Consider the following 25995-nt stretch of genomic DNA (forward strand, 5'->3'; position numbering starts at 1 on the left):
GGGATTAACGGACTTGGCTCTTTCAGTAAACCATTTATTAATGTCTTGAGACATACCAAATTGACTAAGCTTATAATCATTAACACCTAAAAAAAATTCGCCTATTAGCTTTGAAAAAATCTGTTTTCGTTGATTAACTTCTCCAAATGGTTCTTGAGAATAGCGATTTTTATGTACGTCAGAACGGCTATTAGCACCTAAATAGGCTATGGCTAGAAATTCTTTATTAGAAATTTTATCAAATAAATCATTTGTTAGATGATCGGTAAGATTCATAATATCGTTATTAAAATAAATATTTTCAAATAACTTTTTATGAAATTTCGAGTAAAAAGGTGTTGAAAAGTCTTTAACTTTTCCTAGTAAAAATAAAAACAAAGCTTCTAACGTTTTAGTTTTCCCAACACCATTGGACCCAAAAAAAACAAAAACTCGCTTAGTATCGTCAAGATTTAGCTCAACGTCACCCACCCCTCGCAAGTCTTTGATTTTAATTTCGGTCATATAAATCTCAAATTTTATCTTTAAAAAAGTGCAATTAATGCACTTTAAAATTAACCTTTCGCCTTTACCATCATAGCTGCGAATTTATCAAATAATGGCGCACAGTCATGGGGTCCTGGGCTTGCCTCTGGATGTCCTTGAAAACTAAACGCAGGCTTGTTAGTGAGCTCAATGCCTTGATTTGAGCCATCAAATAACGAACGATGCGTCACTTTCACATTGCTAGGAAGCGTACTTTCATCCACCGCAAAACCGTGGTTTTGTGAGGTAATCATCACCGTACCTTGCTCGATATCTTGTACAGGATGGTTGGCACCGTGGTGACCAAATTTCATTTTGACAGTTTGCGCGCCGCTAGCCAGTGCCAATAGCTGATGACCTAGACAAATCCCAAACAGCGGAATATCAGTTTGGGTAATGATGTGTTTGATCGCATCAATGGCATAAGTACAAGGTTCAGGGTCGCCAGGACCATTGGACAAGAAAATACCATCTGGGTTGTGTTTGAGTACCTCGTTGATAGGCGTTTGGGCTGGCACAACGGTGACATGACAGCCGCGGTCAACGAGCATGCGCAAAATGTTGGTTTTGACGCCAAAGTCATACGCCACGATGTTAAATTTTTGCTCAATGTCAGTGCCCAATTCTTTAAAGTGACCACAAGTTGGGCTCACTTCTGGACTCACCAATTGCCATGAGCCTTGCGTCCAGGTAAAACCCGCTTGGTCACAGCAGACTTTCGCCAAGTCCATGCCTTTGATACCGGCAAAGCTTTTGGCAAGTTCGATTGCTTTGGCTTCATCCAGATGACCGTCGCTATCGGCGGTCATAATACAACCGTTTTGTGCGCCTTTTTCACGTAGTAGGCGAGTGAGTTTACGGGTGTCGATATCAGCGATGGCAACGGTGTTATGGTTAATCAGATACTCATTGAGTGATTGGCTTGAGCGAAAGTTACTGGTCGCCATGGTCAAATCACGGATAATCAATCCATTTGCCCACACTTTGTGAATACGACCTGACTCTGTGTCTTCATCGTTGGTACCAGTATTACCGATATGCGGGTAGGTTAAGGTGACGATTTGCTGGGCATAGCTTGGGTCAGTCAAGATTTCTTGGTAACCTGTCATCGCTGTATTAAACACGACTTCACCAACGGTGTGTCCGCTAGCACCGATGCTGCGACCATAAAAAACCGTACCATCTGCCAATGCCAAAATTGCTTTTGCGTAATTCGTGTTCACCTAGTGCCTCCGCTCGTATCCTGTGTTCTACCCATGTGTGCGACGGTAAATTATGCCCAGTCAATGCACATACCGTAAAAAGTATCGCCCACAAAAAAGCGAGAAGACATTGATTTTAAAGAAAATAGCTAACTGGTTTTAATGCGTTACCAGTCTGTGCCATTAACTTTATCATGCCAACTCGCTAAGGTTTGATTTTGCCTATTTTAACAGAACCTCACAAAAAAAGGTAGCCAAAATTTTTGTCGAAGTCAGTCTAAAAAGTACGTAAACTTGGTTGAAACAAACCGACCACAAACCAAATCGTTTCAACAATCCAAATGATCAGTACATACAAGCGGATTTGCTCAGCGGTCCAATCTAGCGAAAACCAGCCAATTAGCCACCAAGATAGCCAGCCTTCTAGCCATTTTGCGCCATTTCCCAGCAGCACCCAACTATAAAATATACTGCTAAGCAAAAACAGCAATAACCACTGTAATAGCGACATTTTGCTTAGTCCTTTAACATTTGCTTTATGGATTTTACCCAATTGCCGCCACAAAGCGCGTAAGGATTTGTGCTAAACTGGTAAAAAATTCTGATAAGGTGCGATTTAACCGCCCTTTAAAAAAGAGAACAATCATGAATATTCTTACCCCCCAAACTGTGGTGATTATCGGTGGCGGCAATGTTGGTTTATCCTTTGCTTTACTGCTTGCCGACAAAGGCATCTCAAGTACGTTACTAGAAAAAGCCAACTATCCGACCATCAGCCCTGATGATGACTTAGACCGCGCGCAATTTGACAGCCGTAACATCGCGCTGTCACGCCGTACGGTACAAATTTATCGTGGTATCACCTTTAATGGCAAAGCGCTATGGGATGATTTACAAAGCCATGCCTGCCGCATCGATGAAGTTAACATCAGTGAAGAAGGTAGTTTTGGTAAAGCGACGCTCAACAAACACGCTGAAGGGGTGGAAAGTTTTGGACAAGTGATGGAAAACGCATGGCTTGGCAAAAAATTACTGCTCGCCGTGCAAAACAATCCGCTGATAACCTTGCTAGACGGTGCCACTTTGACCGATATACAACAGACGGCAACCGATGTCACCATTCGCTTTGACCAAGCCCACCAAGCTCGCCAAACCTTAACAGCTGATTTATTGGTGGCTTGTGATGGTCAGCACTCGCCAAGCCGGCAACTACTGGGCATTGGCGCAACTGCACACGATTATCACCAAGTAGGTGTCGTGGGCGTGGTCATGACGGACAAACCGCACCAGCATCAAGCGATTGAACGCTTTAATAAAATGGGCGCAGTTGCTGTGTTGCCTTTGGTTGATGCGTTTGATATCAGTCAAGGGGATGGACGACAAGCCCAGCAAGGCTACCGCCGCTCTGTGGTGTGGGTGTGCCCAAAAGGCGAAGAACAGCGCTATTTGGACGACGACCAATACTTTCTTGACACCATTCAACAAGCCTTTGGCAGCTTAGCAGGCAAGTTTGTCAAAGCCGGTAAACGCGGCGCGTATCCACTGGTCAAAATATTGGCAGATAGCCAAGTCAAAGGTCGCTGCGTTATCATGGGCAATGCCGCCCACACCTTGCACCCTGTGGCAGGACAAGGCTTTAACCTATGTATGCGCGATGCTGATACGCTCGCCAAAATGCTGGCACAGCAAGTGATGCGCGGCGAAGATATTGGCGATAGTCGCATGCTACAAACTTATGCCAAACGCCGTAAAGCCGACCAAAAACGGGTAGAAATTTTCTGCGATACAGTAGTGTATGGTTTTATGCACCAAAATCCCTTGCTCAAAATTGCGCGTAATGTCGGACTCATTGCCTTTGATAAAGTGCCGTTTGTGAAGCCAGCTGTGGCTACCTTTGCGATGGGACTGAAGAGTTGATTTTTGTAGATAGAATTTCTTGCCAAAATGTTACTGTTGAGTGATAATTGTTTAACAAGGTAGGTTGTGTTAGCCCTTCTTTTTGGGTGTAACACGACTTATAAAATCATGATGGCAAAGGGTAATTGGTATGAAAAAATTAGGCGTGGTCTTATTAGCGGTCATGGCAGTTAATTCGGCAGTTGGGGCGAATTGGGTGAATTTGGGTGAAACAGACAATAAAGAGTTTATACACTCACTCGATTTCGATTCTGTGCGAAAGCTAAACACTTATAGCAAACAAATCTCTTATTTTACCAAGACAGATTATAGCAAAGCCCAAAAAACCACCGATGGTAAATATTATAATTACGAGAAAGTGCAATGGAAAGGCGATTGCGAAAATAATCGAACTTCATTAATGGGTGCTATTGCAAATACCAAAAACGGCTCAGCTGTTTATTCATACAATATCCCCTATGATAATTGGCAGCCTGCCTTTCCTGATACGGTTGCGGAAATCCGATTAAAAATAGCTTGCTATCTGGCAGGTTATCGGGATACGCTTTAATCAATTTTAACGAGCTGTGTATAAATAAGCCGTGTTTTAACGAACATGGCTTTTTTGCTATAAACCCACCACTATCTAGCGTATAATTTTGCCATACCAATTTCAAAATTATACGCAAAAAATGAAAAATAATACTCTCATCATCGGCGGTGGTGTTGTTGGCGCGACATTGGCATTAAAGCTCGCCCAAGCGCGCCATCCTGTCACCTTAATCGATGCTCGCCCAAAACTTTTAGCAGCCGATTGGCGCGACAAACTCACCGAGCGTGATGCTCGTGTCTATGCCCTAAGCGTTGCCAGTATCAACCTACTCAAAGAGGTTGGCGCATGGCAGCGTATCGAACAAAGCAAACGCAAAGCCGACTATACCCAAATGCAGGTATGGCAAACCAATGGCGTGGGCGAGCTAAATTTTGGTGATGCTCAAACACCGCAATTATTGGGTAGTATGGTTGAGCCCTTTATCATCGAAAAAGCGCTGTATGACGGTTTTGACGATGAGCGGCTTGTCCATCAGGGTCAATCCTATTTGCGCCATATTGCAGGGCATAAGGTCACTGATATTGCTTGGCAAGGTGAAGATTTGGGGTATCAAGTTAGCTTAGATAATGGCACCACGCATCAAGGTAAGCTATTAATCGGTGCTGATGGGCGCGGCTCTATGGTACGCCAAACGGCAGGGATTGGGTTAGATACGTTGGCGTATCAGCAAACGGCAATCTGCTGCGCCATCAAAACCGAGCAGCCACACAAGGCGACAGCCAGACAAGTGTTTTTGCCGACAGGGCCTTTGGCACTATTACCGCTGGCAGATGTGACCGCTGACGATCAGGCAAATCCGCAACATTGGCAATCGGTGGTATGGACATTGCCGACCAATGCTGCCCTTGATTTACTCACGCTCACGCCAAACGAGCTTGGCAAAGAACTCGCCTTTGCCAGTGGCTATGCTTTAGGGGATATCACTGAAATTGAATCAATCGCCAGTTTCCCACTGGGTGCCCAACATGCCAAAAATTATGTCAAAGCCAACTTGGCGTTGATTGGCGATGCCGCGCATGGGGTGCATCCTTTGGCGGGACAAGGCTTAAATTTGGGTATGCTCGATGTCATTGCCTTGAGCGATATTTTACAAAAAGATTATCAGCGGTCAGGCAACAAGCTGTGGGCAAGTTTTGCCACCTTACAGCATTATGAGCGTCAACGCTATGCTAATAACGCTATGATGATGCACAGTTTTTCAGGGATTAATTGGCTTTTTGGCACACAGTTGCGTCCGATTCAGCAGCTACGCAGTGAAGGCGTGAGCATGGTTAGCAAAATCACACCCTTGATGAAATTTTTTACCCAAAAAGCCAGTGGCATTTAAAAATTTTTAACAGCAAAAAAAATCCTCGATAACTTATCAAGGATTTTTAACGATGAATCAACCGTAAAAGGTGATTTATTTCGCTGGGCTTGCAACGGTTGTAACAGTTGTGGTGCCAGTGGCAGGAACAGCATTGTCATCAACAATGTATGCATCGACACGGCGACCTTCTTGGTCTTTACCCGCAGCACCTGTCGTGTCTTGTGGTTTGATCAATTCAAGTTGTGATTGTGGCACACCATTGGCTACCAAGAATGATCTAACTGCTTGGGCACGCTCTTTTGCTAACTTCTCATTGGCAGCAGCATTACCTGTGCTGTCAGTATAACCACTGATACCGATTTTTTTGCCTTGTTTAGCGGCTTCAAGGATATCATTGGCTTTTTCTTTAGCATTACCAGCAACTTGTGCTTTACCCGTAGCAAAGTAGAAGCTTAAGCGACCATTTTCAAATACCACTGAAGGCTCAGTGCTAGAGATAGTTGTTGCCGTGGTTTCAGTGGTAGTCATCGTGGTGCCAGATGCCATTGGCATGCTTGCTACCGCCATGTCAGTGGTTGATGCTACAGGCATTGCCATGCTATTGGTTGCACTTGCCGCAGAGACTTCAGTTGTGGTAGTGGTTGTCGTTGTTGAAGCAGTGGTAGAAGCCACAACTGGCGTCGCGACTGGCTCAGTTTTATTACATGATTTTAACAATGCCCAAGCAAGTGCGCCTAAAATTAATAAACCAATGATTGGCAGTAACATTTTCATCAAGCCGCCTTCATCGCGTTTAGGCGTAGCAACCAAATGCTCCTCTGTACGAGTGGTCGTTTGGACAGTAGGCGTGGTGGCTGCATGCGCAGGCGACAAATTCAACATGGTCAAAATGCCCGCTGGGATAAATGCATATGCCCAAGCAGGAATCACAGAAGCCACAGACGCAATATTGTTTGATAAGAAAGTATTGAGCGGTGTCGTACCTGCAAGTGAGCGTAATTCACGCAGTACCAGCGGCGCAGCACGGCTTACCAACGAACTAGTTTCTTGCTCTGGTACACTGTAATGACGTGAAAGCTGTTGGACTAGCTCTGTACGGTGGGTAGTATCTGGTAGTACACGATCAAAAAAGCCATGGTCATCATCAGCGATGGTTGCATTAGCAAAGCTGTTGGAGATGGTACCGTCAGCAAGACGGGCAACCATAATAGCGTATAATTTTTCTAATAAAGATGAGCGGTTTTCGTCAGTTGCATTATTTAAAAGAACGGGTGTTACTGTACGGGTTAAATGTTCAATGATATTCATAATTCAATCCTCAAAAAAATAAAGGGTTATCAACCACCATAAAACCAATGTATTATTGTTATATCCAGCACACTAGCCAATAATTCTATTATATGTTTTCAAAAATTATTATTTATGGTTGTTGGGTTTGTTATTGCATTGCTATTTAGTTTACGCTTAACAATACTGAGAAAGACTGCCGCAATTCAACAGATTTTGTTAAGTCTTTTGCAGTATTACTCAAATATAGCTAATAAATTAAAGCAAAATCGGCACGCCTTCAGTTATGTTAAGGTAACTATTGCGTAAATATTGTGTTAAAAATTCAAATCTTCCCCATTTTGGGTAAACTTGGGTAAAGGTGTGTTGCTAAAATTTGAAGGGTTTGTCATTAGTTTCATACGGCAAATTGAACGTTATACTGCAAGGCAGATTTATGTATTACCTATCATCAATAAATTCACATTTGGCTTATTGAGATAATACGCTATCTTTATCATAATCCTACTTATCATTATTTATTGCTATTTTGAGGTGCTATGTCACTTTTTTCTAACCATACTTTATTTATCATTATCATTACGGTGGTTGTCAGTTTATTAGCTTGGCAATCACCCCAACTGATGCAAAGGTTAATTTTTTATCCGCCTGCGGTGAAGCGAGGGCAAGTCGATCGCTTTGTCACCCATGGTTTTATCCATGCCGATGGGATGCACTTATTTTTTAATATGTTTACCCTGTATTCGTTTGGACAAGCGGTGCAGGGATTGTTCATGTCCAAACTCGGCAGTCTAGGATTTGTGCTGTTTTATCTTGCCGCTTTGGTGGTGGCGATTGTGCCAACCTATCTAAAACAAAAGAACAATCCTCGCTATAGCAGTCTAGGCGCATCGGGCGCTGTTTCAGCAGTAATTTTTAGCTATATCTTGATGAATCCGTGGTCGACATTGTTGCTGTTTGTGATTCCTGTACCTGCGATTGTGTTCGCGGTGGCGTATGTGGCGTATAGTGTGTGGGCGGATGGGCAAGGTCGCGGTAGTATCAATCATTCGGCACATTTGGTGGGTGGTATTTTTGGTATGTTAGCCACCATTGCCATTGAGCCCGGTATTGTGGCGCATTTCTTTAACCAATTAATGCACCCTAGATTTTTAGGCTTTGGTGGCTAACATTTAGGGGCAAAAAATTGCGTGGCGCCGCTTGCCTGATTACAGCTTGCCCATTCATAGGTTGTACAGCCACAGGTTGCCTAGTTAACAGTCGCTTGGCTGGTTAACGGTAAAGTCGTAAAAAGCAGTAAAAGGTAAAAAATATGATTTATGATGTGATTGGTGATGTGCATGGTCAGGCAGATAAACTCATTGGGTTACTGACGCAGTTGGGCTATCAACATGATGGTCAGTGTTTTCAAGCGCCTCCTAATCACCAAGCGATTTTTATAGGCGACTTGATTGATAGGGGCAGTCAACAGCTGCAAACCTTATCTATCGTATTTGCGATGATTGACCACGGGCAAGCGCTCGCGGTCATGGGTAATCACGAGTATAATGCGTTAGCTTACGCAACACCCGATGCCCGCGATGCAAGCCAATATTTACGACAACATAATGATAAAAATACCTCGCAGCATCAAGCGTTCCTTGATGAAGTAGGGTTTGGTAGTGAGTTGCACCAGTTTTGGCTCAAGCGGTTTTATGAATTACCGCTGTGGCTAGCATTGGATGATGCGTGTTTTGTGCATGCTTGTTGGGACAGTGATGCGATGGCGATTTTAAAACCGTTATTAACGACCGACAATCGCTTGACGCCCGTTGCGCTACAAAAAACCAGTGAGGAAGGCACGCCACCTTTTGAGGCACTGGAAAGAGTGCTTAAAGGTGTGGAAGCACCGCTACCTGAAGGCATTCATTTGGTCGATAAAGAAGGTCATCAACGTAAAAATGTACGCGTGCAGTGGTGGCAGCCTAGTTTGTCGTTTCAGCCGATTCACCAGATTGCGCGCGCCAGTCAAGAGGATTTGATTCATATCCCTAAAGACACGCTGAGCGCTGAGATTTTGTTTGGTCTTGACCACGACAAACCTATTTTTGTCGGGCATTATTGGCTCAATGGCACGCCTGAGCTACTTAGTCATCAAGTGGTCTGTGTGGATTATTCTGCTGCCAAAGATGGGTTTTTGACGGCTTATCAATTTGATACCGATCATCCGGCTTTGAGCTCAGCGAATTTTATTCAATATCAGCATTAACCCAAGGCTAAAATGGGTGTAACATAAATTAAAATATTTGTTTAAAGCTTACGGCTAATAATGATAGCCAGTGAGCAAACGATTAAGATGGGTTAGGTATGATTCGACGTCCGATTGAGCCGCTAAAGATGCTATTTGTGCTGCAAGGCTCGTACTTTAAACGGCTGATTGTGCCACAAGTTTTGTTGTTTATTTTCTCCTTTTTCATCTATTTTTATCAAACCCATATCGCCACCGAGCCTGTACCGCTCAATCCTTCGGTGTTTGCGATACTCGGTATCTCACTTGCGATTTTCCACGGGTTTTGTAATAACGCAGCGTATGATCGATTTTGGGAAGGGCGCAAGCTGTGGGGCACGCTGGTTTGGCTAAGTCGCAACATCGCCCGTCAAGTGATGACACTGCCGAATGTCAGTATGGCGGAAAAACAAGCCTTTATCCGTCATCAAATCGCTTTTGTCCACAGTCTACGCCAACAGCTGCGGAGTGAGGATAATACAGCAAACCTGCAGCGGCTATTAACGGTTGAAGAACAGCAAGCCGTGGTTGGGCAAAACTTTATTGCCTTACGCTTGACCCAAATCATGGGGCAGATGCTCGCCAACTGGCAAGCCGAGCAAAAAATCGATGTTTGGCAGTGGCAAAGCTTAGATAACACCTTGGGTGAAATTGCCCATATCCAAGCGGGCTGTGAACGCATTAATAACACACCGATTCCGTATGCCTATTTTGTGCTGCTGCATCGCACTGTGTATCTGTATTGCTTTATGCTGCCATTTGGACTGGGCAATGCGATTGGCTGGGTAACGCCATTTGTAGTCAGCTTTGTTGGCTACACCTTTATGGCGCTCAATGAAATCGTCGATGAAATCAGCGAGCCGTTTGGTACGGGGGAAAACGAATTGCCCTTAGGGATGATGTGCGATACGATTGAGACGCAGCTGGCCATGCTTAGTCATCAACAATTTGCCCCTGAGCAAAAGCCGCGAGTACCCGCCAATGTGGTGATATAGTTGCCGCATAGATTTTGATTTTCAAGGGTAAAAAATCATGCTATATTAAGTTTTAACCGTGCATTTCATGCACGTTTTTTTATTTTAAGTCCGTCAATTTTTTGGCAAAAGGAATTTTCCATGTCAGCAAGTCAGCCAAACGCCCAAACACACCAGCTACCACCTCCCATCCCATCGCCACAAGGTCAAGTCAAAGTCGGTATCATCATGGGTAGTCAATCTGACTGGGAAACCATGCAAAACGCCGCGCAAATGTTAGCGGATTTTGGGGTGCCATTTGAGTGTGAAGTGGTATCGGCACATCGCACCCCTGATAGATTGTTTGACTATGCCAAAACTGCCAAAGCTCGCGGCCTGTCTGTGATTATCGCAGGGGCAGGCGGCGCGGCGCATCTGCCCGGGATGTGTGCGTCTCAGACGGATTTGCCTGTGCTTGGTGTACCTGTCAAGTCCTCCATCCTAAGCGGTTGGGACAGTTTGCTATCCATCGTGCAAATGCCCAAAGGGGTGGCGGTGGGTACGCTTGCCATCGGGGCAGCGGGTGCGGCAAATGCAGGGCTACTGGCAGCGCAAATTTTGGCGATTGGTGATAGCACCCTTGCGCAAAAAATCAGTGATTTTCGCGCCAAACAAACCCAAACAATTTTGGATAATCCTGTGCCTGGTAAAATGGATTGATTTTAATAAAAACCGCCCTTTAAAATGGCGGTTTTTTGCTTTATCCAAATGTGGTAATAAGCCAGTTTTTAAAATTTTGGTAGGTAGCGGTGTTTGGGTCAGCTAGTGCCAAGGCTTTTGATAAATCTTGGGTGGGTTTTGATTGGGTGGCAAGCCATGTATAAATCCGTGCTTTATCCAGTGATGTGGTAGGATTTTTAAAATGGCTTGTTCCAAGGCTATGGATAAAGTTTTCGATTTGTCCAAAATGATTTTGTTCATTCGTTGGCATCGTCATTTTTATCCAAGTTTCGAGATAGCCTTCATCTTGATTATTTGGCATTAGCCAAACGCCAATTGGGTTATCGTAATCTAAATTTTCAAAATAAATACCTAATTCATCATTTTGTTGTGGGAATTGATAAAATCCTAATGGGTTTAATCGCTCGCTAATTTGCCGTAGATTTTGGGTTTTAATATCGGTTTTATCAGTAAAATCCATGTCAACCAAAATACCAATATGGCTTACTTGTCCTGTTTCTAAAAGTTTTACTAACCTTGGCAGCTGTTGCAATACTGCTTGTTTTGTCGTGTAGGCGGTTGGCTCAAGGTCTTGGGGTGTTGCTACGTCAATGTTTAATTGAAGGTTTAGATTTTCATGACGCAAAAAAGTTTGGATAAATAATTTATCTGATTCTGCTTCAACAATAAGGTGCTTTATCATTATCTAACCTCAATATTCATTTTGGTTAGATTGTATAAGTCATCTTCATCAAATACGGTGGCGATAAGTTTGCCTTTATCAGATTTGCGGACGCTGTGACCCATGCGAAATAGTACGCCTTCCATGTCGGTGCGGTCTTTGGCGACTTGGGAAAAACTTTCGATACAGTCCCAACTGTGGGTAGTGGCAAATACTTGGATGTTAAAGCGGTGGGCGAGTTCAAAGATAAGTTCCCAAACTTTGGGCTGAACGCTGTAATGTAGTCCGTTTTCAAATTCATCTATTAAAAGGATACTATTTTTTGACTTTGGAATTTCTAAAATAATCTGTAATAGTCTGAAAATTCCATCACCCATTTGATGTAATGGTATTCTTCTTTCAATATTTTTAAGTCTAACAAATGGTATTCTTGTTTCAGAATCCACCAAACTTAGAAAAGCCAAGTTAGTTATATCGCTATCAATCAACTTAAGCATTTCCAAAACTAAATTTTCATCATCTGTTAATGCAATTTTATCCCATGAAGAAGCAAACAAATTTAAGTCAATGTTATTAGTAGTGATATAACCAAAATTAAAAGCTTTCTTTTTCATATGATGTGAATTTTCGGACATATCCATAAATAAAGCTCTATTACTTATAGCTTTGACTTCAAAGTTCATAAAATTTCTATCATCAATAAAATAGGTAAATGAATATCCTTTTTCTCTATCTATGTCCAAATTATTATTTTTACCATTCTTAACATAACCAAAAGTTAAATAATGGCTTTGATTTCCAATATAAGTCCAATTCAAAAAGGGGTCTTCATTAGATTTACTTATAATATTTTCAATTGAAAATACCTTAGATTCTATGTCTTTTGTATTTAGATGACGATATACATTTCTATTATTTGAAATAAATAGCATTACTTCAGGATTAAACCCACTTGCTAATAAAGCTAAGGCTTCAAGAACAGTACTTTTCCCCGAATTATTTTTTCCCACAATCAAATTCACATGACCCAATTTCTCAATCGTCACATCTTCCAAAATCCGAAAGTTCTTAATCGTTAGAGAGTCTAAGTGCATAACGCAAACCTTACGAGTTATTAACCCATTTATTATTTTATCAACCGCTATCTTACCCACAAAATACTCTACAATCTAGGCAATTTACGGTAAAATCCGTTAATTATCTTTTTGACATTCCTTCCTTTTTTATTGCAAAAGTTGAACATCTATGAGCACGCAACATCAAATCGCCCAAGCCTTAACGTCTTTAGAAAACGCTTACAACCCAAGCGACGTCGAAAACGGCATGTACCAAGTGTGGGAAGACAAAGGCTACTTTCAGCCAAGCTATGATAAACAACAATCGTTTTCTATTGCCCTGCCACCGCCGAATGTCACAGGCTCACTGCACATGGGGCACGGCTTTAACAATGCCATCATGGACACGCTCACCCGCTATCACCGAATGCTGGGCGAAAATACCCTCTGGCAACCAGGCACCGACCACGCAGGGATCGCCACGCAAATGGTCGTTGAGCGTCAATTAAATGCCCAAGGCATCAAACGCCATGATTTAGGTCGTGAAAAATTCCTTGAAAAGATTTGGGAGTGGAAAGCCGAGAGCGGTGGCAACATCACCCGCCAAATCCGCCGTCTAGGAAGCTCGGTGGACTGGAGCCGTGAGCGTTTTACCATGGATGATGGCTTGTCCAATGCCGTCAAAGAAGTGTTCGTGCGTCTGTACGAAGATGGGCTGATTTATCGCGGTAAACGTCTAGTCAACTGGGATACCAAGCTACAAACTGCGTTATCCGACCTTGAAGTAGAAAATCATGACGAGAAAGGCTCACTGTGGCATTTTCGCTATTATTTGACCGATAAAAATGCTAAAACCCAAGACGGTAAAAATTACCTTGTCGTTGCCACCACCCGCCCAGAGACCTTGCTCGGTGATACCGCCGTTGCCGTGAACCCAGAAGACGCACGCTACCAGCACCTTATCGGGCAAACCGTGACGCTACCGATTACAGGTCGCATTGTGCCGATTGTGGGCGATGACAAAGCAGTGGACATGGAATTTGGCACAGGCTGTGTCAAAATCACGCCTGCCCATGACTTTAATGACTACGAAACAGGCAAACGCCACAATTTGCCGATGATTAATATCTTTGATAATTCAGCGCATATCTTGCCAGAGATGCAGATTTTTACTGATTTGCAAACCAAAGAGCCACAGCTTGAGCCCACGCCTAGCGAGTATGCAGGACTTGAGCGGTTTGCCGCGCGTAAGAAAATGGTTGAGCAAAGCGAGGCTGAAGGCTGGCTTGAAGAAATCAAACCGCATGATTTAAAAGTGCCCAAAGGCGACCGCAGTAACACCATCGTTGAGCCGTGGCTCACTGACCAATGGTATGTATCCATCGAAAAACTGGCAAAACCTGCCATCGAGGCGGTGGAAGACGGGCGCACCGAGTTTGTCCCTGCCCAGTACAAAAATATGTATATGGCGTGGATGCGCGATATCCAAGACTGGTGTATCAGCCGTCAGCTTTGGTGGGGACACCGTATCCCTGCGTGGTACGATGACGAGGGCAATATCTATGTCGGGCGTGATGAAGCGGAAGTCCGCCAAAAATACCACCTTGCTGATAGCCTAGCGCTGCGCCAAGATAGTGACGTACTAGACACTTGGTTTAGCTCGGCATTGTGGACGTTTAGCACCCTTGATTGGACAGGCGAGCTAAACTTTGACGACTATAGCCAAGCACTCAAAACCTTCCACCCAACCAGCGTATTGGTCACTGGTTTTGACATCATTTTCTTCTGGGTTGCCCGTATGATGATGATGACCCTATACTTTATCAAAGACAAAGACGGCAACCCGCAAGTGCCGTTTAAGACGGTGTATGTCCATGGCTTGGTGCGTGATGGACAAGGGCAAAAAATGTCCAAATCTAAAGGCAACGTACTTGACCCGATTGACCTGATTGACGGCATTGATTTAGAAACCCTAGTCGCCAAACGCACCACAGGTCTTATGAACCCGAAAGACGCGCAAAAAATCGAAAAAGCCACGCGCAAAGAATTTGCCGACGGTATCCCTGCGTTTGGCACGGACGCGCTGCGCTTTACTTTCACGTCGCTTGCCAGTACGGGACGCGATATCAATTTTGACCTCAAGCGCATTGAAGGCAACCGCAATTTTTGTAACAAAATTTGGAACGCCACCCGTTTTGTGCTGATGAACTGTGTCGATAAAGACGGCAATGCGCTAAACATTGATAAAACCGTCAATACCGCACTGTGGGAATTGCCAGAGCAGTGGATTATGAGCCGTCTAAACTCCACGGTGAAAGCCATCCATGAGCACATGAGCCAGTACCGTTTTGACTTGGTGAGCCAAGATATCTATGAGTTTATCTGGAATGAATACTGCGACTGGTATGTCGAGCTTGCCAAATCGAGCCTAAACGATGAGTCGGTGAGTGCGGAGCGTAAAGCCCAAATCCGCTATGTGCTGCTCAACTGTCTTGAAGTCGCCATGCGCTTTACCCATCCGATTATGCCGTATATCACCGAGAGCATTTGGCAAACCATTGCCCCTATCATCGATAAAAAAGCGACTGACAGTATCATGACGGCTGCCTTCCCAACAGCGGATGACAGCCTAATCAGCCTACAGACCGAGCATGACATGACGTGGCTACAAGCGCTGATTGGGGCGATTCGTAACATCCGCGGTGAGATGAAGCTTGGCAATGCGGTGCGTCTGCCTGTGCTACTTGATAACATCAGCGATGAGGAAACCGCCCGTCTTAGCCGTATTGAAAATCAGTTCAAATCGCTTGCCAAAGTCGATACGCTGACTATTGTGAATGCGGGTGACGGCTCTGATAAAGAGTTACCGTTGTCGTCATCGAGTATGGTCGGGCAGTTAAAAGTGCTCGTGCCGATGAAAGGCTTGATTGACCCAACGGCGGAGCTTAATCGCCTTGCCAAAGCGCAAGAAAAACTTACCAGACAAGCTGAAAGTCTGCGTAGTAAGTTGTCGAATGAAGCATTTGTGAGTAAAGCCCCTGCCAATGTGGTGGAAAGCGAGAAAGCGAAATTGGCAGAGATGGATACGCAACTGGCGGAAATGCATAAGCAAATTGAGCAGTTAAAGGCGATTTGATTTTAACAAAGATAATAAATGAAAAGCATATCCGAAAGGATATGCTTTTTATTTGTTAAAAAGTTTAAAATCCATTTTCCATATTTTTTATTTCAAAGAGATTTATTTGGTCAATTTTACTCTCATGAATGATAATAGATAGTTTGGCAGGATGTTTAAATCTAGTTTCACTAATTCGAAATGTCCAAAGCATGATTTTCAATAATTCTTCATCTGAAATAGTCTTATGCTCTTTAATTCTAGTAATACCAGAACCTATTATTGGAACACTAACACTTCTTTGAGCATAAACACTATTAATTTCATCCCATAATTTTACTAAAAAGCTAACATATTCAGGCATAGTAAGAACTGCTTCATTATGCTTATTAAATCTTGAGAAAGCTGTTAATAAGTACTCATTATTCCAAACGCAGATAGTACCTAATAAATACCTTTGTTTTTTTCCCACGGGACGAGAATGATTCTCTGAAGAAACATTCTCTGGCTTAAAACTATATGATTTAATAAAGTCATCAAGTGTATTTACATTATTTGGAAAAAAATTATTAATAAATTTTCCATTTAATGAATTTTTAGCAATAATAATGTCATCTACTTGAGTATCAAAATATTCATTAAAAGCAATAACTTTCAACCCGCTTTGAGAAAAAATATCACCCGTTATTATATCAACAGAAGTTTTATCTATATCAAGACTAACTTTCGTTAAAGTACACGCTACGTACCAACATATACAATATAAAATTATCAGATATATTACCGCATAAAGCAGATACCACCAGTTTTTAAACACTTCATCATCAATAAAAATAATCAACAATGAAATTAAAGTTAGCAATCCAGATACTACAATTACATATTGTTTTATTATATTTTTATCAAAGAAACTAACTTTAGGCATTTTTAAGTTATCCGATTTTTAAAAAATAGGCAATTAATTAAAATTTGTTTAAATATTAGACTTTGTAAAAATACCGACCTCTGGTACTTCCTTTCCCATTAATTGTAAACCTTATGTCATTAAGTGACTGTGCTATCAAATTTTTATTCATTGGAATATGTATAGTCGGAACTTTATCCATATTGTCTTTTAAAGTAGGCAGTTTATTCCATAAAGATTGAATGCTTTGATTAAAAGTAGTTCCTGTGCTATCTAATAATTGAGCTTTTTCATTATAATCTGGGTAAACTATAATAATTGGCAAACCACTATTAATCCCGTATTCAATTTCTTCATTCACTGCTCTTGAGTTAGCAGTCTTACTGCTTAAAAAAAGTATAATATTCTTGGAAACATCTAACCTTGCACGTAGTCGGGCTTTAAGTGTCTCCCATGTACTACCGTCTCTAACGCTATATGTTTTACTATGAGAGTCGATAAATGGAAAACGCAGATCTTTTCCTTTCCACATCCTCAAAGTATTGTAATAAACAAAATCATGAGTTGCATTTGCATTTAAATTTGACTCACTAAAAGGCTCAGCCACATAAAATGCACAATAATTACCAGTTCTATTAACTGCCATTCTAAAATCCCTAAATGTAGTAATGATTTAGTTACATATGGTTATTAGTTTAGAAATTTTCAAGTAACATTTAGATATTTTTTAAATTTTTGAGTTTAATTAAAAACCCACAAAATCTGTGGGTTTTATTTTTATCACCAAAAGTTTATTGGTATAAATTTCTTTTTATAAGAATATTTATTTAAGTCAGCTATAATCCTTTAAATTATAAATGCTTAAACCACTAGTTAAAGGACTAGCAATGAAAAAAACAGCCTATACATTCTTATCGACCTTATCAATGGTATCGCTATCACTTAGCACTACAAGTTATGCTGATACAGCCCTAAATTCAGTAGCACCCGTCGGCGTCAAAGACACACTATCCCAAGTCATGACAACCAAAAAACTACGCGTCTGTTCACCAGGCGATTACAAGCCATTTAGCTATGATAATAACGGCAAATTCGAAGGGATTGATAATGACTTGGTAAATGGCTTAGCAAAAAGTCTTGGCACAGATGTGGTGATGGTAAAGACCAGTTGGTCGAATTTATTAAGTGATTTTAACGCGGATAAATGCGATATTGCCGTTGGTGGTATTTCTATCTCACTACCACGCCAACAGCAGGCATTATTTACTGAGCCTTATTTCGTCAATGGTAAAACGCCCCTAGTACGCTGTCCCGATGTTAAAAAATACCAAACCATCGACCAAATCAACCGTCCTAACGTACGTATCGTTGCCAATCCAGGCGGTAGTAATGAAAACTTTGCAAAAACAGCATTGAGTAATGCCAATTTAACAATGCAAAAAGACAATCTCGTTATCTTTGATGAAGTCGCGCAAAGACGTGCTGACGTATTCGTGACAGAAGCGGCAGAAGCGAGAGTCAAACAACATGAATACAAAGGCGTACTCTGCGCCGTTAATCCTGATAAACCATTAAAATCAGCATTAAACGGTTGGCTTATCCCAAATAATGATTTTCGCTTCAAAGCCTATGTTGACCAATATCTCAATCTAGAAAAATTATCGGGCAATCTCGATACAACCATCAATAAATGGATACCAAAAGATTAATTAAATTTTTAAAATGCTAAAAAACCCACAAAATTTGTGGGTTTTCTTTTACGCTTTAACAATCAATGCGCCTCATCCCAATTATCACCAATGCCTACTTCAACGACGAGCGGCACCGCAAAATCCACATCCCAGCCTTTATCTTTGGCTGTCTTAGATAGCACCTCTTGCATGGCGTTCTTAATCAACTCGGCAATCGCCTCGGCTTTATCCTCATCGGCTTCAAACACTAGCTCATCATGCACTTGCAAGAGCATTTTAGCGTTTTCTTTTGGCAATACCTCATTCACCGCAATCATAGCAAGTTTGATGATATCGGCAGCACTGCCTTGTAGTGGCGCATTAATCGCCGCGCGTTCTGCCGCTTGGCGCACGCCGCGATTGGGATGCTGCATATCGGGGGTAAATAGCTTACGCCCCAAAATCGTGGTGATATAGCCTTGGTTTTGGGCAGCCGTGCGGGTGGCTTGCATATAGGCACGCACCGTAGGGTAGCGGGCAAAGTATAGCTTGATATAGTCTTGCGCTTGCTGGCGAGTGAAGCCCAACTGCTTGGCAAGCCCAAATTCACTCATGCCATAGAGTAGCCCAAAGTTGACCGCTTTGGCTTGGCGGCGTTCTTCGCTCGTCACATCATCAAACGCCTTGCCCAAAATCTCAGCGGCGGTGGCGCGGTGAATGTCATGCCCTTCCTGAAACGCGCGGATGAGCACAGGATCATTGGCAAAGTGTGCCATTAGCCGAAGCTCGATTTGCGAATAGTCCGCCGATAGCACTTTGCGACCTTTTGGGGCAATAAACGCGCCACGAATGAGCCGCCCAGTATCGGTGCGAATCGGGATGTTTTGCAAATTCGGCTCAGTCGATGACAATCGTCCTGTGGTCGTCAACGCTTGATGATAACTGGTATGCACACGGTCGTTGCTGTCCGCCACGTTTGCCAACGCGTCTGTGTAGGTGCTTTTAAGCTTAGACAGACTGCGATGCTCAAGCACGGTTTCAATTAGCGGATGGTCGATGGTGGCAAGCACCGCTTCACTGGTGGAGTATTGCCCGGTTTTGGTTTTTTTACCGCCTGTGATGCCTAAGCGGTCAAACAGCACTTCACCCAACTGCTTTGGACTGGCAAGGTTAAAGGTTTCGCCGGCTTGCGCAAAGGCGACTGTTTCAAGTGCTTGGATTTTTTCATCAAAGCGCGCGGATAGTTCCCCCAAAAACCCTTTATTGAGCAAAATCCCGTCATGCTCCATTTGGCACAGGATTTGGGCAACAGGGATTTCTAGTTCATGCAGCAGCTTGGCGTTGTTCGGTTCGGCTTTGAGTTTTTCGCTAAACAGTTCAAATAGCTGATAGGTGATATCAGCGTCTTCACAGGCGTAGTCACTTGCCACATTTAAAGGGACTTTTTCAAAGGTGATTTGCTTGGCGCCTTTGCCTGCCACATCTTCAAAGGTGATGGTTTGGGTGTGTAGATAGTGGCGTGCCAAGTCGTCCATACCGTGACGGGTGGCAACAGCATTAATCACATAACTGGCAAGCATGGTGTCCATTGCCCAGTTGCTCGGCTCGTTGATTAAGTCGATATGGTAATTTGCCAAAATATGCGCGTCGTATTTTAAGTGCTGACCGATTTTGCCGATTTGTGGATTTTGCAAAATCGGTTTTAACTGGGCTAAAACATCCTCGCGGGTAAGTTGTTCAATCCGATTGCCCAACTCATCAACGTGGGCAACAGGCACATAATAGGCTTCATGCGATTGCAGCGCAAATGACAAGCCGACAAGCTTGGCATGTTGCCAATTCACATCGGTGGTTTCGGTATCAATGACAAAATGCTTTGATGCGCCAAGGCGCTGGATTAACGTATCAAAATCGGCTTGGGTGGTGACAGTATGCCACTGCTTTTTGGCAGTATTTTTGCTATCTTGGCTAGCTTTAATCGCTTCGACCACAGCATTTTGAGCAGGCTCAGCAGCTTTAAAATTGCCGTTATTTGATGGGTGAAACGGATGGTTGAGCGACGCGATTTCGCTTTTAAATTCTAATTCGGTAAAAATTGCGCGTTTTTCTTCTATGTTAAAACTTGGGTCAGTCGGTAGTCGCAACGTCTCCCAGTCAGGCACGATATCAAGGTCGGTGATAATGGTTGCCAAGCGTTTATCCAGCGCAATGCTGTCGGTGCTTTGCAAAAAAGTTTGTTGTTGCTTGCCTTTTAACTGGTCGACATTGGCAAGGATATTGTCAATGCTGTCGTATTGCTCAAGCAGTTTTTGCGCGGTTTTTGCGCCGATGCCTGCGACACCTTTGATACCATCCGACGCGTCGCCCATGAGGGTGAGATAGTCGATGATTTGACGGGGCTCAACGCCAAATTTGTCTTTGACCCCTGCGATGTCGTAACGCTTGTCATCAAAGCTGTTTTCCACGATGACGCAAGGATTGACCAATTGGCACATATCTTTGTCGCCTGTGGAGATGATGACATGATGACCTTCTAGGCAAGCACGGTGGGCGAGTGTACCGATGATGTCGTCAGCCTCTACGCCTTCAATGGCGAGGAGGGGTATGCCCATCGCTTGTATCATCTTGTGAATGTAAGGGATTTGTTCGGCAAGCTCGGCGGGCATTTCTGGGCGGTCGCCTTTATAAATGGGGGAAAGCTTGTGGCGAAAGGTCGGCGCTTTGGTGTCAAACGCCACCGCCATGTGCGTCGGGCGGTATTTTTCCATCAGTTTTTTGAGTGCGTTGAGCGTGCCGCGGATGGAGTTGGTGTGCAAGCCTTGGGTAGTTTGCATGGTGACAGGCAAGGCATGAAAATTGCGGAACATATAATACGAGCCGTCCACCAAGATAAACGGCGGCTTGTCGGTGTTGATGTGATCGGTATCAAGTAAGGCAGTTGCAGTCATAGGATTACTTATCTTTATGTTGTTAAAATATGCTGTCAAAATACAGGCGAGTATCAAAATATAAGATAGTGTCAAAATACAGGAAAAAATTTTATATTATCCGCATATTATACTGGCTTTTTGCGGCTAATCGTTAAGCATTTCAAACTCATCGATTGGCAGAAGGTGAATAGATTTTGGCGGATGCAAATCGGGTGTATGCTAAGCGCGTGCGAAGTTTGGCGGGTTGTCATGGCGGCAACTTTGCAAAAATTCCACCAATAGCCGATAGCCAATGTGCTACAATTTTTTAGCAATTTTAGGCACTTTACCAATTTTTAGGCACAACCAATTTCTATGGATAAGCAATTTTTAGTCACAAAAGGGAACTTTATGGGCAATACCTATTACACACTGCTTGACCGCACCATGACCGATGATATCACCACATCAAACTACCGCTGCAATATCCACTGCCAAGGCGCATGGAATGACAACGAACAACACATGGCGGCAGCGACCGGACTGTTGGCTTACGAGCTTGAACAATTCAAACCGCGCAGTGATATGCGTATCGGGCGCATCAGTCTGGATATTTTTGGGCTGATTCATTTTGGCGATGTTAGCGTGACCACCCACATCATCCGTCCGGGTCGCACTATCGAACTGATCGAAACCACCATGGCGGCCAATGGCAAAACCTGTATCGTTGCCCGCGCGTGGCGTATGCAAACCAGCGACACATCAGAGATTGCTGGGCTGGAAGATGAGCGAATCGGTCATCCAGAAAGCTATCCGAACTGGGACGGCATGAAGCATTGGGGTGGTGGCTATATCGACAGTATTTATCTTAAAGCTGACCCCGACAACCGCCAAGGCGACGGCATCGTGTGGATCAATACCGATATCGACATGGTCGAAGAAAACGGTCAAGTACCGCCCACATCCGACTTTGTGCATTTGATGGGTATGGTCGATACCGCCAATGGCGTGGTACCGCGTATTCACCAACCCAATACCATTGAATGGTTTTTCCCCAATTTAGATTTGCAAATCCATCTGCACCGTATGCCCGTTGGGCGTTGGCTGGGGCTTGAGACCGTGCAACAATTTGGGGGCGATGGCGTAGGTCTGACCAGTAGCGTGCTGCATGACGCACACGGCGCATTTGGTCGAAGCGAGCAAATTTTAACCATTCGAAAAGCCTAAAAAACTATCAGGAGCAGCAATCATGGAAGATAACAACACGCTAACTGAACACTCGGTCAACGACGCCGAATTTTGGCAAAAACGCTATGATAATGGCTATACTGGGTGGGACATCGGTAAAATTTCGCCACCCCTGCAAGCCTATATCGAGCATTTACTCGACAACGGCGTGAGTAAATCGGTGCAGATTTTAATCCCTGGGGCGGGCAATGCTTACGAGGCAGGCTATCTTCATGAACAAGGTTTTAGCCATGTTTATGTGGTGGATTTTGCCAAGCTCCCTTTGGATAATTTTGCCAAGCGTTATCCCAGTTTTCCCAAAGCGCACCTGCTACAAGCGGATTTTTTTGGCTTAGACCCTGCGCAGTATCAGTTTGATTATATTATTGAGCAGACGTTTTTTTGCGCGATTGACCCTAGTAGACGCAGCGATTATGCCAAGCAAATGCAAAAGCTCCTCAAACCTACGGGTAAATTGGTGGGCGTGTTGCTAGATAAGCATTTTGAAAGCAGTCCACCGTTTGGTGGGGATAAGCAAGAATATGAAACATTATTTCAGCAGTTTTTCACCATTGATAAACTGGCGCCTTGCTATAATTCAATTAAGCCCAGACAGGGTAGCGAATTGTTTTTTATCCTAAGCCAAAAGAAGGTAGAGAACGCAGGTGTCCTCTAAGAACCTGTATTCATAAATAAAAATAATATATTTCATTAAATATATTAACTTGTTATGTTAAAATCTACGGATGACAAATAAGAGCTATCCAACCGACCTAACAGACGAACAATGGCAACTCATCGCACCACATTTTAGCAACCAAAGACGCTACAAATGGGAAAAACGAGAGCTTATCAATGCCGTGCTTTATATTACCAAAACAGGCTGTCAATGGCGAATGTTACCCAATGATTTTCCACCATACGCGACAGTCTGGAGTTTCTATCGCAGAGCCAATCAAGCAGGGCTTTGGGATGAAATACTACAAACATTGGTTAAAAAAAACGATTGAGCGTTGGTAAAGAAGCAACACCCACGTATGCCATCATTGACTCTCAAAGTGTTAAAACCACCAGTAAATCAGAGCAAAAGGGCTTTGACGGTGGTAAAAAGGTTAAAGGTCGAAAACGACATATCCTTGTTGATACTATCGGTAATCTACTAGGCGTTGTTGTTCATGCGGCTAACATTCATGACACTAGAGCGGGTATTATGGTTGTTGATAAGGCATTAAAAACCTATCCAACCATTGAAGCTATTTCAGCAGATGCAGGTTATCGCAAAACCTTTGAGCAAGATGTTATGAACAATCATAATATCCCTGTTGATATTTCTACAAAAATCAATGGTGAGTGGAGAATCATTGCTAAACGTTGGGTGGTCGAGCGTAATTTCGCTTGGTTAAATAATGCTCGTCGTCTCGCTAAAGATTTTGAAATTACGGTTTTATCTGCTGAATCTTTTATTAAAATTGCTCATATCACTCAATTGTTGAGAAATATGTGCTTGTGAATACAGCTTCTAAGGGTTTATACTACTAATCGTTAAACCACTAATTTTTCAACTGCTAATCGTTATACTAGCATTTTTTTGGCGATACACACTGGTACACATTGAGGCAATCAAAATGATGTTTCTTGAACTTCATGAAGGCACGATTGGTTTGGACGATATAAAGCGTATCGTCCACAAGTTACTTGAGAACAAGGCGGTGTTTAGACAGTTAAGTCCACAACTTTACAATGATTTGGCTTATATCATCACCCCGACGCTCGCAAGCGACCACAATGAAGCCAATATCCGTGCCAAATTTCACGAAGTTGTGCAAAATTTTGTGATTCAAGGCGACAGTGGTCAGCCCATGCGGTTTTATCGTGATGAACAATTTAATCGCTTGTACTTTGCTGATGAAGCAGGCTGGAAAGAAGCGCAGGGTTTTGAAGCGCGGGAAATGGATGCAAGCTTACTGAAAAAACAATTACCTAAGCTTTAAAATCAGCTTTAAAAAAAGCTGTTAACAAGAGATTAGCAAAAGGACGGGCAAAGTGCCAAAACACTTCACATCCGTCCTTTCGTTTGCTACGGTCAACTAAGTACGCTCTCGCACAATGAAGGGACGAGTCAGCAAGTCTTCATACGTGCCTTTGATGAGGATATCTTTGCTCACCTGTTGGATATTGGTATAGCCACCAAATGCCATACTGATGTCCATCTCGTTGTAGATAATTTCAAGCGCGCGGCGCACACCGTCCTCGCCATATGCCCCCAAGCCATACAAAAATGCCCGACCAATCATGGTGGCTTTTGCACCAAGGGCAATGGCTTTGAGCACCTCTTGACCTGAGCGTACGCCACTGCCCAAGAAAATCTCGCAGCTAGTGGCATGGCGTTGATGATAAAAAAATCTGCCAAGACATAATGAATTAAATTTTTAATAGTATGCCAATAATCTATATGGGCTTTTCAGCTTAACGCCATAACATCCATGATGGAAAAAGGATAATATAACGTCTTGGTAGCGGTGACCAACACAGGTATTTTATCAGCAAATTCCAGCATCTCTTGTTCTGGCAGCTCGGCAATATCAATCGACTGCCAGCGTATATCGGCAACGGCTTGTGCTTGCAGCAATAAGCTTTCAGCGATTTCACACAGATGACACCCGACTGTGCCATATAATCGCCAAGTAGTTGGGTCAGCCATCATGTGATCGTGCGGATTTGTCATGTGTTGCGCGTCGAAGTCGGACATATTCTGCCTTAGCATGTAGCCAAAAATGCCATAATACGTTATATTTTTAGCTTAAGCCATCGCTGCTTTTGCCCCCGCCGTTAGGAATACACCGTGACCAAACCCGCTACCAAAATGTCGTTAAAGCCCAAACCTGTCAACACAGCTTTACCACCCACCAACCGCGGTATCGGGTTTGGCGGCTGGTTCAAGCGTATTTTGCTCATAGTCATTGCCTGTTTTGTTGCGTTTCATGTAATAGTTGCAGCCTTATTGGTTGTCTGGAAAACCCAGCCTATCAATAACAGTATGTTCATGATACTGTATCGCTTGGGCAATTTTGCCCCTGTCAGCCAGACGTGGGTGGATGATAATCAAATTTCGGTGAATGTAAAACGCGCGGCGATTGCCAGTGAAGATGCCAACTTTGTCAATCATGCTGGCTTTGATGTGCAGGGCATTGAGAATGCGATTAAGAAAAATGAAAAAGCGGGGGCTATCAGCGCGGGCGGCTCAACCATTAGCCAACAGCTTGCCAAGAATTTATTTTTATACCCCAATCGCTCGTATTTTCGCAAAGGCGAAGAAGCGTTAATTACCTTGATGATTGAAAATATGTGGACCAAAGAGCGGATTTTGCTTGCTTATCTCAATGTCGCAGAGTTTGGCAAAGGCGTGTATGGCATTGAAGCAGCCGCTCAGCACTACTACCATAAGTCGGCAGCGCATTTGACCAAGCGACAAGCCGCATCTTTGATTGCCATGCTACCTAACCCCAAATATTTTGAAGACCACCGTAACGACCGCCGCCTGCTTAACAAAACCCAAATTATTTTACGGCGCATGGGTGCGGCAGATTTGCCCGACACGGAATAGTCAAGAAACTCATTTATCATTACACGCTTATCATTACATTGTTAACTTTACACTGTTA

General features: G+C 43.3%; 25 protein-coding genes and 1 pseudogene. 15 read left to right on the forward strand and 11 right to left on the reverse strand.

All coding sequences use genetic code 11. The features are described 5' to 3' along the window. The 3 genes from RTR63_RS03405 to RTR63_RS03415 all read right to left on the reverse strand — a co-directional run. On the reverse strand, nucleotides 1-504 hold a 504-nt coding region (locus RTR63_RS03405; RefSeq protein ID WP_312522666.1), incomplete at its 3' end, for an AAA family ATPase. A gap of 50 nt (nucleotides 505-554) precedes the next feature. Further along, nucleotides 555-1748 carry a glutamine-hydrolyzing carbamoyl-phosphate synthase small subunit gene (gene carA / locus RTR63_RS03410; RefSeq protein WP_312522668.1) on the reverse strand — a complete coding sequence of 398 codons (1194 nt, stop codon included), beginning with the start codon at nucleotides 1746-1748 and terminating at the stop codon, nucleotides 555-557. 256 nt (nucleotides 1749-2004) lie between these two features. Further along, nucleotides 2005-2238 (reverse strand): hypothetical protein, encoded by a 234-nt coding sequence (locus tag RTR63_RS03415; RefSeq protein ID WP_076774895.1) that lies wholly within the window; start codon nucleotides 2236-2238, stop codon nucleotides 2005-2007. A gap of 134 nt (nucleotides 2239-2372) precedes the next feature. Between RTR63_RS03415 and RTR63_RS03420 the strand changes: the two genes are divergently transcribed. The 3 genes from RTR63_RS03420 (at nucleotide 2373) to RTR63_RS03430 (ending at nucleotide 5563) form a co-directional block, all read left to right on the forward strand. Continuing rightward, nucleotides 2373-3644, forward strand: coding sequence for an FAD-dependent monooxygenase (locus RTR63_RS03420; RefSeq protein WP_312522669.1), 1272 nt, complete (start codon nucleotides 2373-2375; stop codon nucleotides 3642-3644). Nucleotides 3645-3774: 130 nt separating this feature from the next. Continuing rightward, nucleotides 3775-4194, forward strand: coding sequence for a surface-adhesin E family protein (locus RTR63_RS03425; protein ID WP_312522670.1), 420 nt, complete (start codon nucleotides 3775-3777; stop codon nucleotides 4192-4194). A 121-nt stretch (nucleotides 4195-4315) separates the two neighbouring features. After that, entirely contained in the window at nucleotides 4316-5563 is a 1248-nt protein-coding gene (locus tag RTR63_RS03430; protein ID WP_312522672.1) for an FAD-dependent monooxygenase, read from the forward strand. A gap of 75 nt (nucleotides 5564-5638) precedes the next feature. On the opposite strand, the gene RTR63_RS03435 is transcribed toward RTR63_RS03430, so the two are convergent. After that, a complete protein-coding gene (locus tag RTR63_RS03435; protein WP_312114737.1) occupies nucleotides 5639-6853 on the reverse strand; it encodes an OmpA family protein in 1215 nt (404 codons plus the stop codon). Nucleotides 6854-7371: 518 nt separating this feature from the next. Between RTR63_RS03435 and RTR63_RS03440 the strand changes: the two genes are divergently transcribed. The 4 genes from RTR63_RS03440 to purE all read left to right on the forward strand — a co-directional run bounded on the left by RTR63_RS03440 (nucleotide 7372) and on the right by purE (nucleotide 10771). Further along, nucleotides 7372-8001, forward strand: a complete 630-nt coding sequence (locus tag RTR63_RS03440; RefSeq protein ID WP_060995078.1) for a rhomboid family intramembrane serine protease — start codon at nucleotides 7372-7374, stop codon at nucleotides 7999-8001. 143 nt (nucleotides 8002-8144) lie between these two features. Continuing rightward, complete coding sequence (locus RTR63_RS03445) at nucleotides 8145-9080, forward strand: metallophosphoesterase (RefSeq protein WP_312522674.1); 936 nt, start codon at nucleotides 8145-8147, stop codon at nucleotides 9078-9080. Nucleotides 9081-9178: 98 nt separating this feature from the next. Continuing rightward, entirely contained in the window at nucleotides 9179-10093 is a 915-nt protein-coding gene (locus RTR63_RS03450) for a bestrophin family protein (RefSeq protein WP_203171454.1), read from the forward strand. 120 nt (nucleotides 10094-10213) lie between these two features. Further along, on the forward strand, nucleotides 10214-10771 hold the full coding sequence (gene purE / locus RTR63_RS03455) for a 5-(carboxyamino)imidazole ribonucleotide mutase (RefSeq protein WP_203171455.1): 558 nt from the start codon (nucleotides 10214-10216) through the stop codon (nucleotides 10769-10771). A 40-nt stretch (nucleotides 10772-10811) separates the two neighbouring features. Here the strand turns inward: purE and RTR63_RS03460 are convergent, their stop codons facing one another. Both RTR63_RS03460 and RTR63_RS03465 read right to left on the reverse strand, forming a co-directional pair. Continuing rightward, entirely contained in the window at nucleotides 10812-11474 is a 663-nt protein-coding gene (locus tag RTR63_RS03460) for a DUF3226 domain-containing protein (protein ID WP_060995081.1), read from the reverse strand. Further along, nucleotides 11474-12547 (reverse strand): AAA family ATPase, encoded by a 1074-nt coding sequence (locus RTR63_RS03465; RefSeq protein WP_312522676.1) that lies wholly within the window; start codon nucleotides 12545-12547, stop codon nucleotides 11474-11476. The genes RTR63_RS03460 and RTR63_RS03465 overlap by 1 nt, the downstream gene beginning before the upstream one ends. Before the next feature lie 151 nt (nucleotides 12548-12698). Here RTR63_RS03465 and RTR63_RS03470 point away from each other — a divergent pair, with 151 nt between their 5' ends. After that, on the forward strand, nucleotides 12699-15644 hold the full coding sequence (locus tag RTR63_RS03470) for a valine--tRNA ligase (RefSeq protein ID WP_312522678.1): 2946 nt from the start codon (nucleotides 12699-12701) through the stop codon (nucleotides 15642-15644). A 64-nt stretch (nucleotides 15645-15708) separates the two neighbouring features. Here the strand turns inward: RTR63_RS03470 and RTR63_RS03475 are convergent, their stop codons facing one another. Both RTR63_RS03475 and RTR63_RS03480 read right to left on the reverse strand, forming a co-directional pair. Next, a complete protein-coding gene (locus RTR63_RS03475; RefSeq protein WP_312522680.1) occupies nucleotides 15709-16548 on the reverse strand; it encodes a macro domain-containing protein in 840 nt (279 codons plus the stop codon). Between the two features lie 55 nt (nucleotides 16549-16603). Further along, nucleotides 16604-17173 carry a TIR domain-containing protein gene (locus RTR63_RS03480; protein WP_312522682.1) on the reverse strand — a complete coding sequence of 190 codons (570 nt, stop codon included), beginning with the start codon at nucleotides 17171-17173 and terminating at the stop codon, nucleotides 16604-16606. Nucleotides 17174-17414: 241 nt separating this feature from the next. Between RTR63_RS03480 and RTR63_RS03485 the strand changes: the two genes are divergently transcribed. After that, nucleotides 17415-18236 carry a transporter substrate-binding domain-containing protein gene (locus RTR63_RS03485; RefSeq protein ID WP_312522683.1) on the forward strand — a complete coding sequence of 274 codons (822 nt, stop codon included), beginning with the start codon at nucleotides 17415-17417 and terminating at the stop codon, nucleotides 18234-18236. A 62-nt stretch (nucleotides 18237-18298) separates the two neighbouring features. On the opposite strand, the gene polA is transcribed toward RTR63_RS03485, so the two are convergent. After that, the gene (gene polA, locus RTR63_RS03490; protein WP_312522685.1) at nucleotides 18299-21145 is read right to left on the reverse strand and encodes a DNA polymerase I; all 2847 of its coding nucleotides are present in this window, start codon (nucleotides 21143-21145) and stop codon (nucleotides 18299-18301) included. 408 nt (nucleotides 21146-21553) lie between these two features. Here polA and RTR63_RS03495 point away from each other — a divergent pair, with 408 nt between their 5' ends. The 5 genes from RTR63_RS03495 (at nucleotide 21554) to RTR63_RS03515 (ending at nucleotide 24324) form a co-directional block, all read left to right on the forward strand. Continuing rightward, nucleotides 21554-22333, forward strand: coding sequence for a thioesterase family protein (locus RTR63_RS03495; protein ID WP_409418191.1), 780 nt, complete (start codon nucleotides 21554-21556; stop codon nucleotides 22331-22333). A 22-nt stretch (nucleotides 22334-22355) separates the two neighbouring features. Further along, nucleotides 22356-23009 carry a methyltransferase domain-containing protein gene (locus tag RTR63_RS03500; protein WP_312522689.1) on the forward strand — a complete coding sequence of 218 codons (654 nt, stop codon included), beginning with the start codon at nucleotides 22356-22358 and terminating at the stop codon, nucleotides 23007-23009. A 70-nt stretch (nucleotides 23010-23079) separates the two neighbouring features. Continuing rightward, nucleotides 23080-23343 (forward strand): transposase, encoded by a 264-nt coding sequence (locus RTR63_RS03505; RefSeq protein WP_050325022.1) that lies wholly within the window; start codon nucleotides 23080-23082, stop codon nucleotides 23341-23343. Next, the gene (locus RTR63_RS03510; protein ID WP_050325023.1) at nucleotides 23340-23843 is read left to right on the forward strand and encodes an IS5 family transposase; all 504 of its coding nucleotides are present in this window, start codon (nucleotides 23340-23342) and stop codon (nucleotides 23841-23843) included. Before RTR63_RS03505 ends, RTR63_RS03510 begins: the two co-directional genes overlap by 4 nt. A 115-nt stretch (nucleotides 23844-23958) precedes the next feature. Then, nucleotides 23959-24324, forward strand: a complete 366-nt coding sequence (locus RTR63_RS03515; protein ID WP_050325813.1) for a hypothetical protein — start codon at nucleotides 23959-23961, stop codon at nucleotides 24322-24324. Nucleotides 24325-24420: 96 nt separating this feature from the next. Here the strand turns inward: RTR63_RS03515 and RTR63_RS03520 are convergent. Beyond that, nucleotides 24421-24702 (reverse strand): annotated as a pseudogene (locus RTR63_RS03520) (alpha-hydroxy-acid oxidizing protein); the annotation flags it as partial. A 92-nt stretch (nucleotides 24703-24794) separates the two neighbouring features. Beyond that, nucleotides 24795-25082: a glutaredoxin family protein gene (locus RTR63_RS03525; RefSeq protein WP_312522692.1), complete on the reverse strand. Its 288-nt coding sequence runs from the start codon at nucleotides 25080-25082 to the stop codon at nucleotides 24795-24797. A gap of 114 nt (nucleotides 25083-25196) precedes the next feature. Between RTR63_RS03525 and mtgA the strand changes: the two genes are divergently transcribed. Further along, nucleotides 25197-25937, forward strand: coding sequence for a monofunctional biosynthetic peptidoglycan transglycosylase (gene mtgA / locus RTR63_RS03530; RefSeq protein ID WP_083710758.1), 741 nt, complete (start codon nucleotides 25197-25199; stop codon nucleotides 25935-25937). Nucleotides 25938-25995: the final 58 nt, after the last annotated feature.

Origin of the sequence: Moraxella sp. CTOTU47724 (assembly GCF_032014955.1) — a bacterium.
In the GTDB taxonomy this organism is placed as follows: Bacteria; Pseudomonadota; Gammaproteobacteria; order Pseudomonadales; family Moraxellaceae; genus Faucicola; species Faucicola tetraodonis.

What these genes read in the sequence shown, in the direction of transcription:
- RTR63_RS03525 (WP_312522692.1), bottom strand. Translation starts at nt 25,082, where the DNA reads ATGTCCGACTTCGACGCGCAACACATGACAAATCCGCACGATCACATG.
- RTR63_RS03465 (WP_312522676.1), bottom strand. Translation starts at nt 12,547, where the DNA reads ATGCACTTAGACTCTCTAACGATTAAGAACTTTCGGATTTTGGAAGAT.
- RTR63_RS03460 (WP_060995081.1), bottom strand. Translation starts at nt 11,474, where the DNA reads ATGATAAAGCACCTTATTGTTGAAGCAGAATCAGATAAATTATTTATC.
- RTR63_RS03430 (WP_312522672.1), top strand. Translation starts at nt 4,316, where the DNA reads ATGAAAAATAATACTCTCATCATCGGCGGTGGTGTTGTTGGCGCGACA.
- RTR63_RS03440 (WP_060995078.1), top strand. Translation starts at nt 7,372, where the DNA reads ATGTCACTTTTTTCTAACCATACTTTATTTATCATTATCATTACGGTG.
- RTR63_RS03500 (WP_312522689.1), top strand. Translation starts at nt 22,356, where the DNA reads ATGGAAGATAACAACACGCTAACTGAACACTCGGTCAACGACGCCGAA.
- RTR63_RS03425 (WP_312522670.1), top strand. Translation starts at nt 3,775, where the DNA reads ATGAAAAAATTAGGCGTGGTCTTATTAGCGGTCATGGCAGTTAATTCG.
- RTR63_RS03435 (WP_312114737.1), bottom strand. Translation starts at nt 6,853, where the DNA reads ATGAATATCATTGAACATTTAACCCGTACAGTAACACCCGTTCTTTTA.
- RTR63_RS03420 (WP_312522669.1), top strand. Translation starts at nt 2,373, where the DNA reads ATGAATATTCTTACCCCCCAAACTGTGGTGATTATCGGTGGCGGCAAT.
- RTR63_RS03505 (WP_050325022.1), top strand. Translation starts at nt 23,080, where the DNA reads ATGACAAATAAGAGCTATCCAACCGACCTAACAGACGAACAATGGCAA.
- polA (WP_312522685.1), bottom strand. Translation starts at nt 21,145, where the DNA reads ATGACTGCAACTGCCTTACTTGATACCGATCACATCAACACCGACAAG.
- RTR63_RS03480 (WP_312522682.1), bottom strand. Translation starts at nt 17,173, where the DNA reads ATGGCAGTTAATAGAACTGGTAATTATTGTGCATTTTATGTGGCTGAG.
- RTR63_RS03515 (WP_050325813.1), top strand. Translation starts at nt 23,959, where the DNA reads ATGATGTTTCTTGAACTTCATGAAGGCACGATTGGTTTGGACGATATA.
- purE (WP_203171455.1), top strand. Translation starts at nt 10,214, where the DNA reads ATGTCAGCAAGTCAGCCAAACGCCCAAACACACCAGCTACCACCTCCC.
- RTR63_RS03495 (WP_409418191.1), top strand. Translation starts at nt 21,554, where the DNA reads ATGACCGATGATATCACCACATCAAACTACCGCTGCAATATCCACTGC.
- RTR63_RS03445 (WP_312522674.1), top strand. Translation starts at nt 8,145, where the DNA reads ATGATTTATGATGTGATTGGTGATGTGCATGGTCAGGCAGATAAACTC.
- mtgA (WP_083710758.1), top strand. Translation starts at nt 25,197, where the DNA reads ATGTCGTTAAAGCCCAAACCTGTCAACACAGCTTTACCACCCACCAAC.
- RTR63_RS03485 (WP_312522683.1), top strand. Translation starts at nt 17,415, where the DNA reads ATGAAAAAAACAGCCTATACATTCTTATCGACCTTATCAATGGTATCG.
- RTR63_RS03470 (WP_312522678.1), top strand. Translation starts at nt 12,699, where the DNA reads ATGAGCACGCAACATCAAATCGCCCAAGCCTTAACGTCTTTAGAAAAC.
- RTR63_RS03415 (WP_076774895.1), bottom strand. Translation starts at nt 2,238, where the DNA reads ATGTCGCTATTACAGTGGTTATTGCTGTTTTTGCTTAGCAGTATATTT.
- RTR63_RS03450 (WP_203171454.1), top strand. Translation starts at nt 9,179, where the DNA reads ATGATTCGACGTCCGATTGAGCCGCTAAAGATGCTATTTGTGCTGCAA.
- RTR63_RS03475 (WP_312522680.1), bottom strand. Translation starts at nt 16,548, where the DNA reads ATGCCTAAAGTTAGTTTCTTTGATAAAAATATAATAAAACAATATGTA.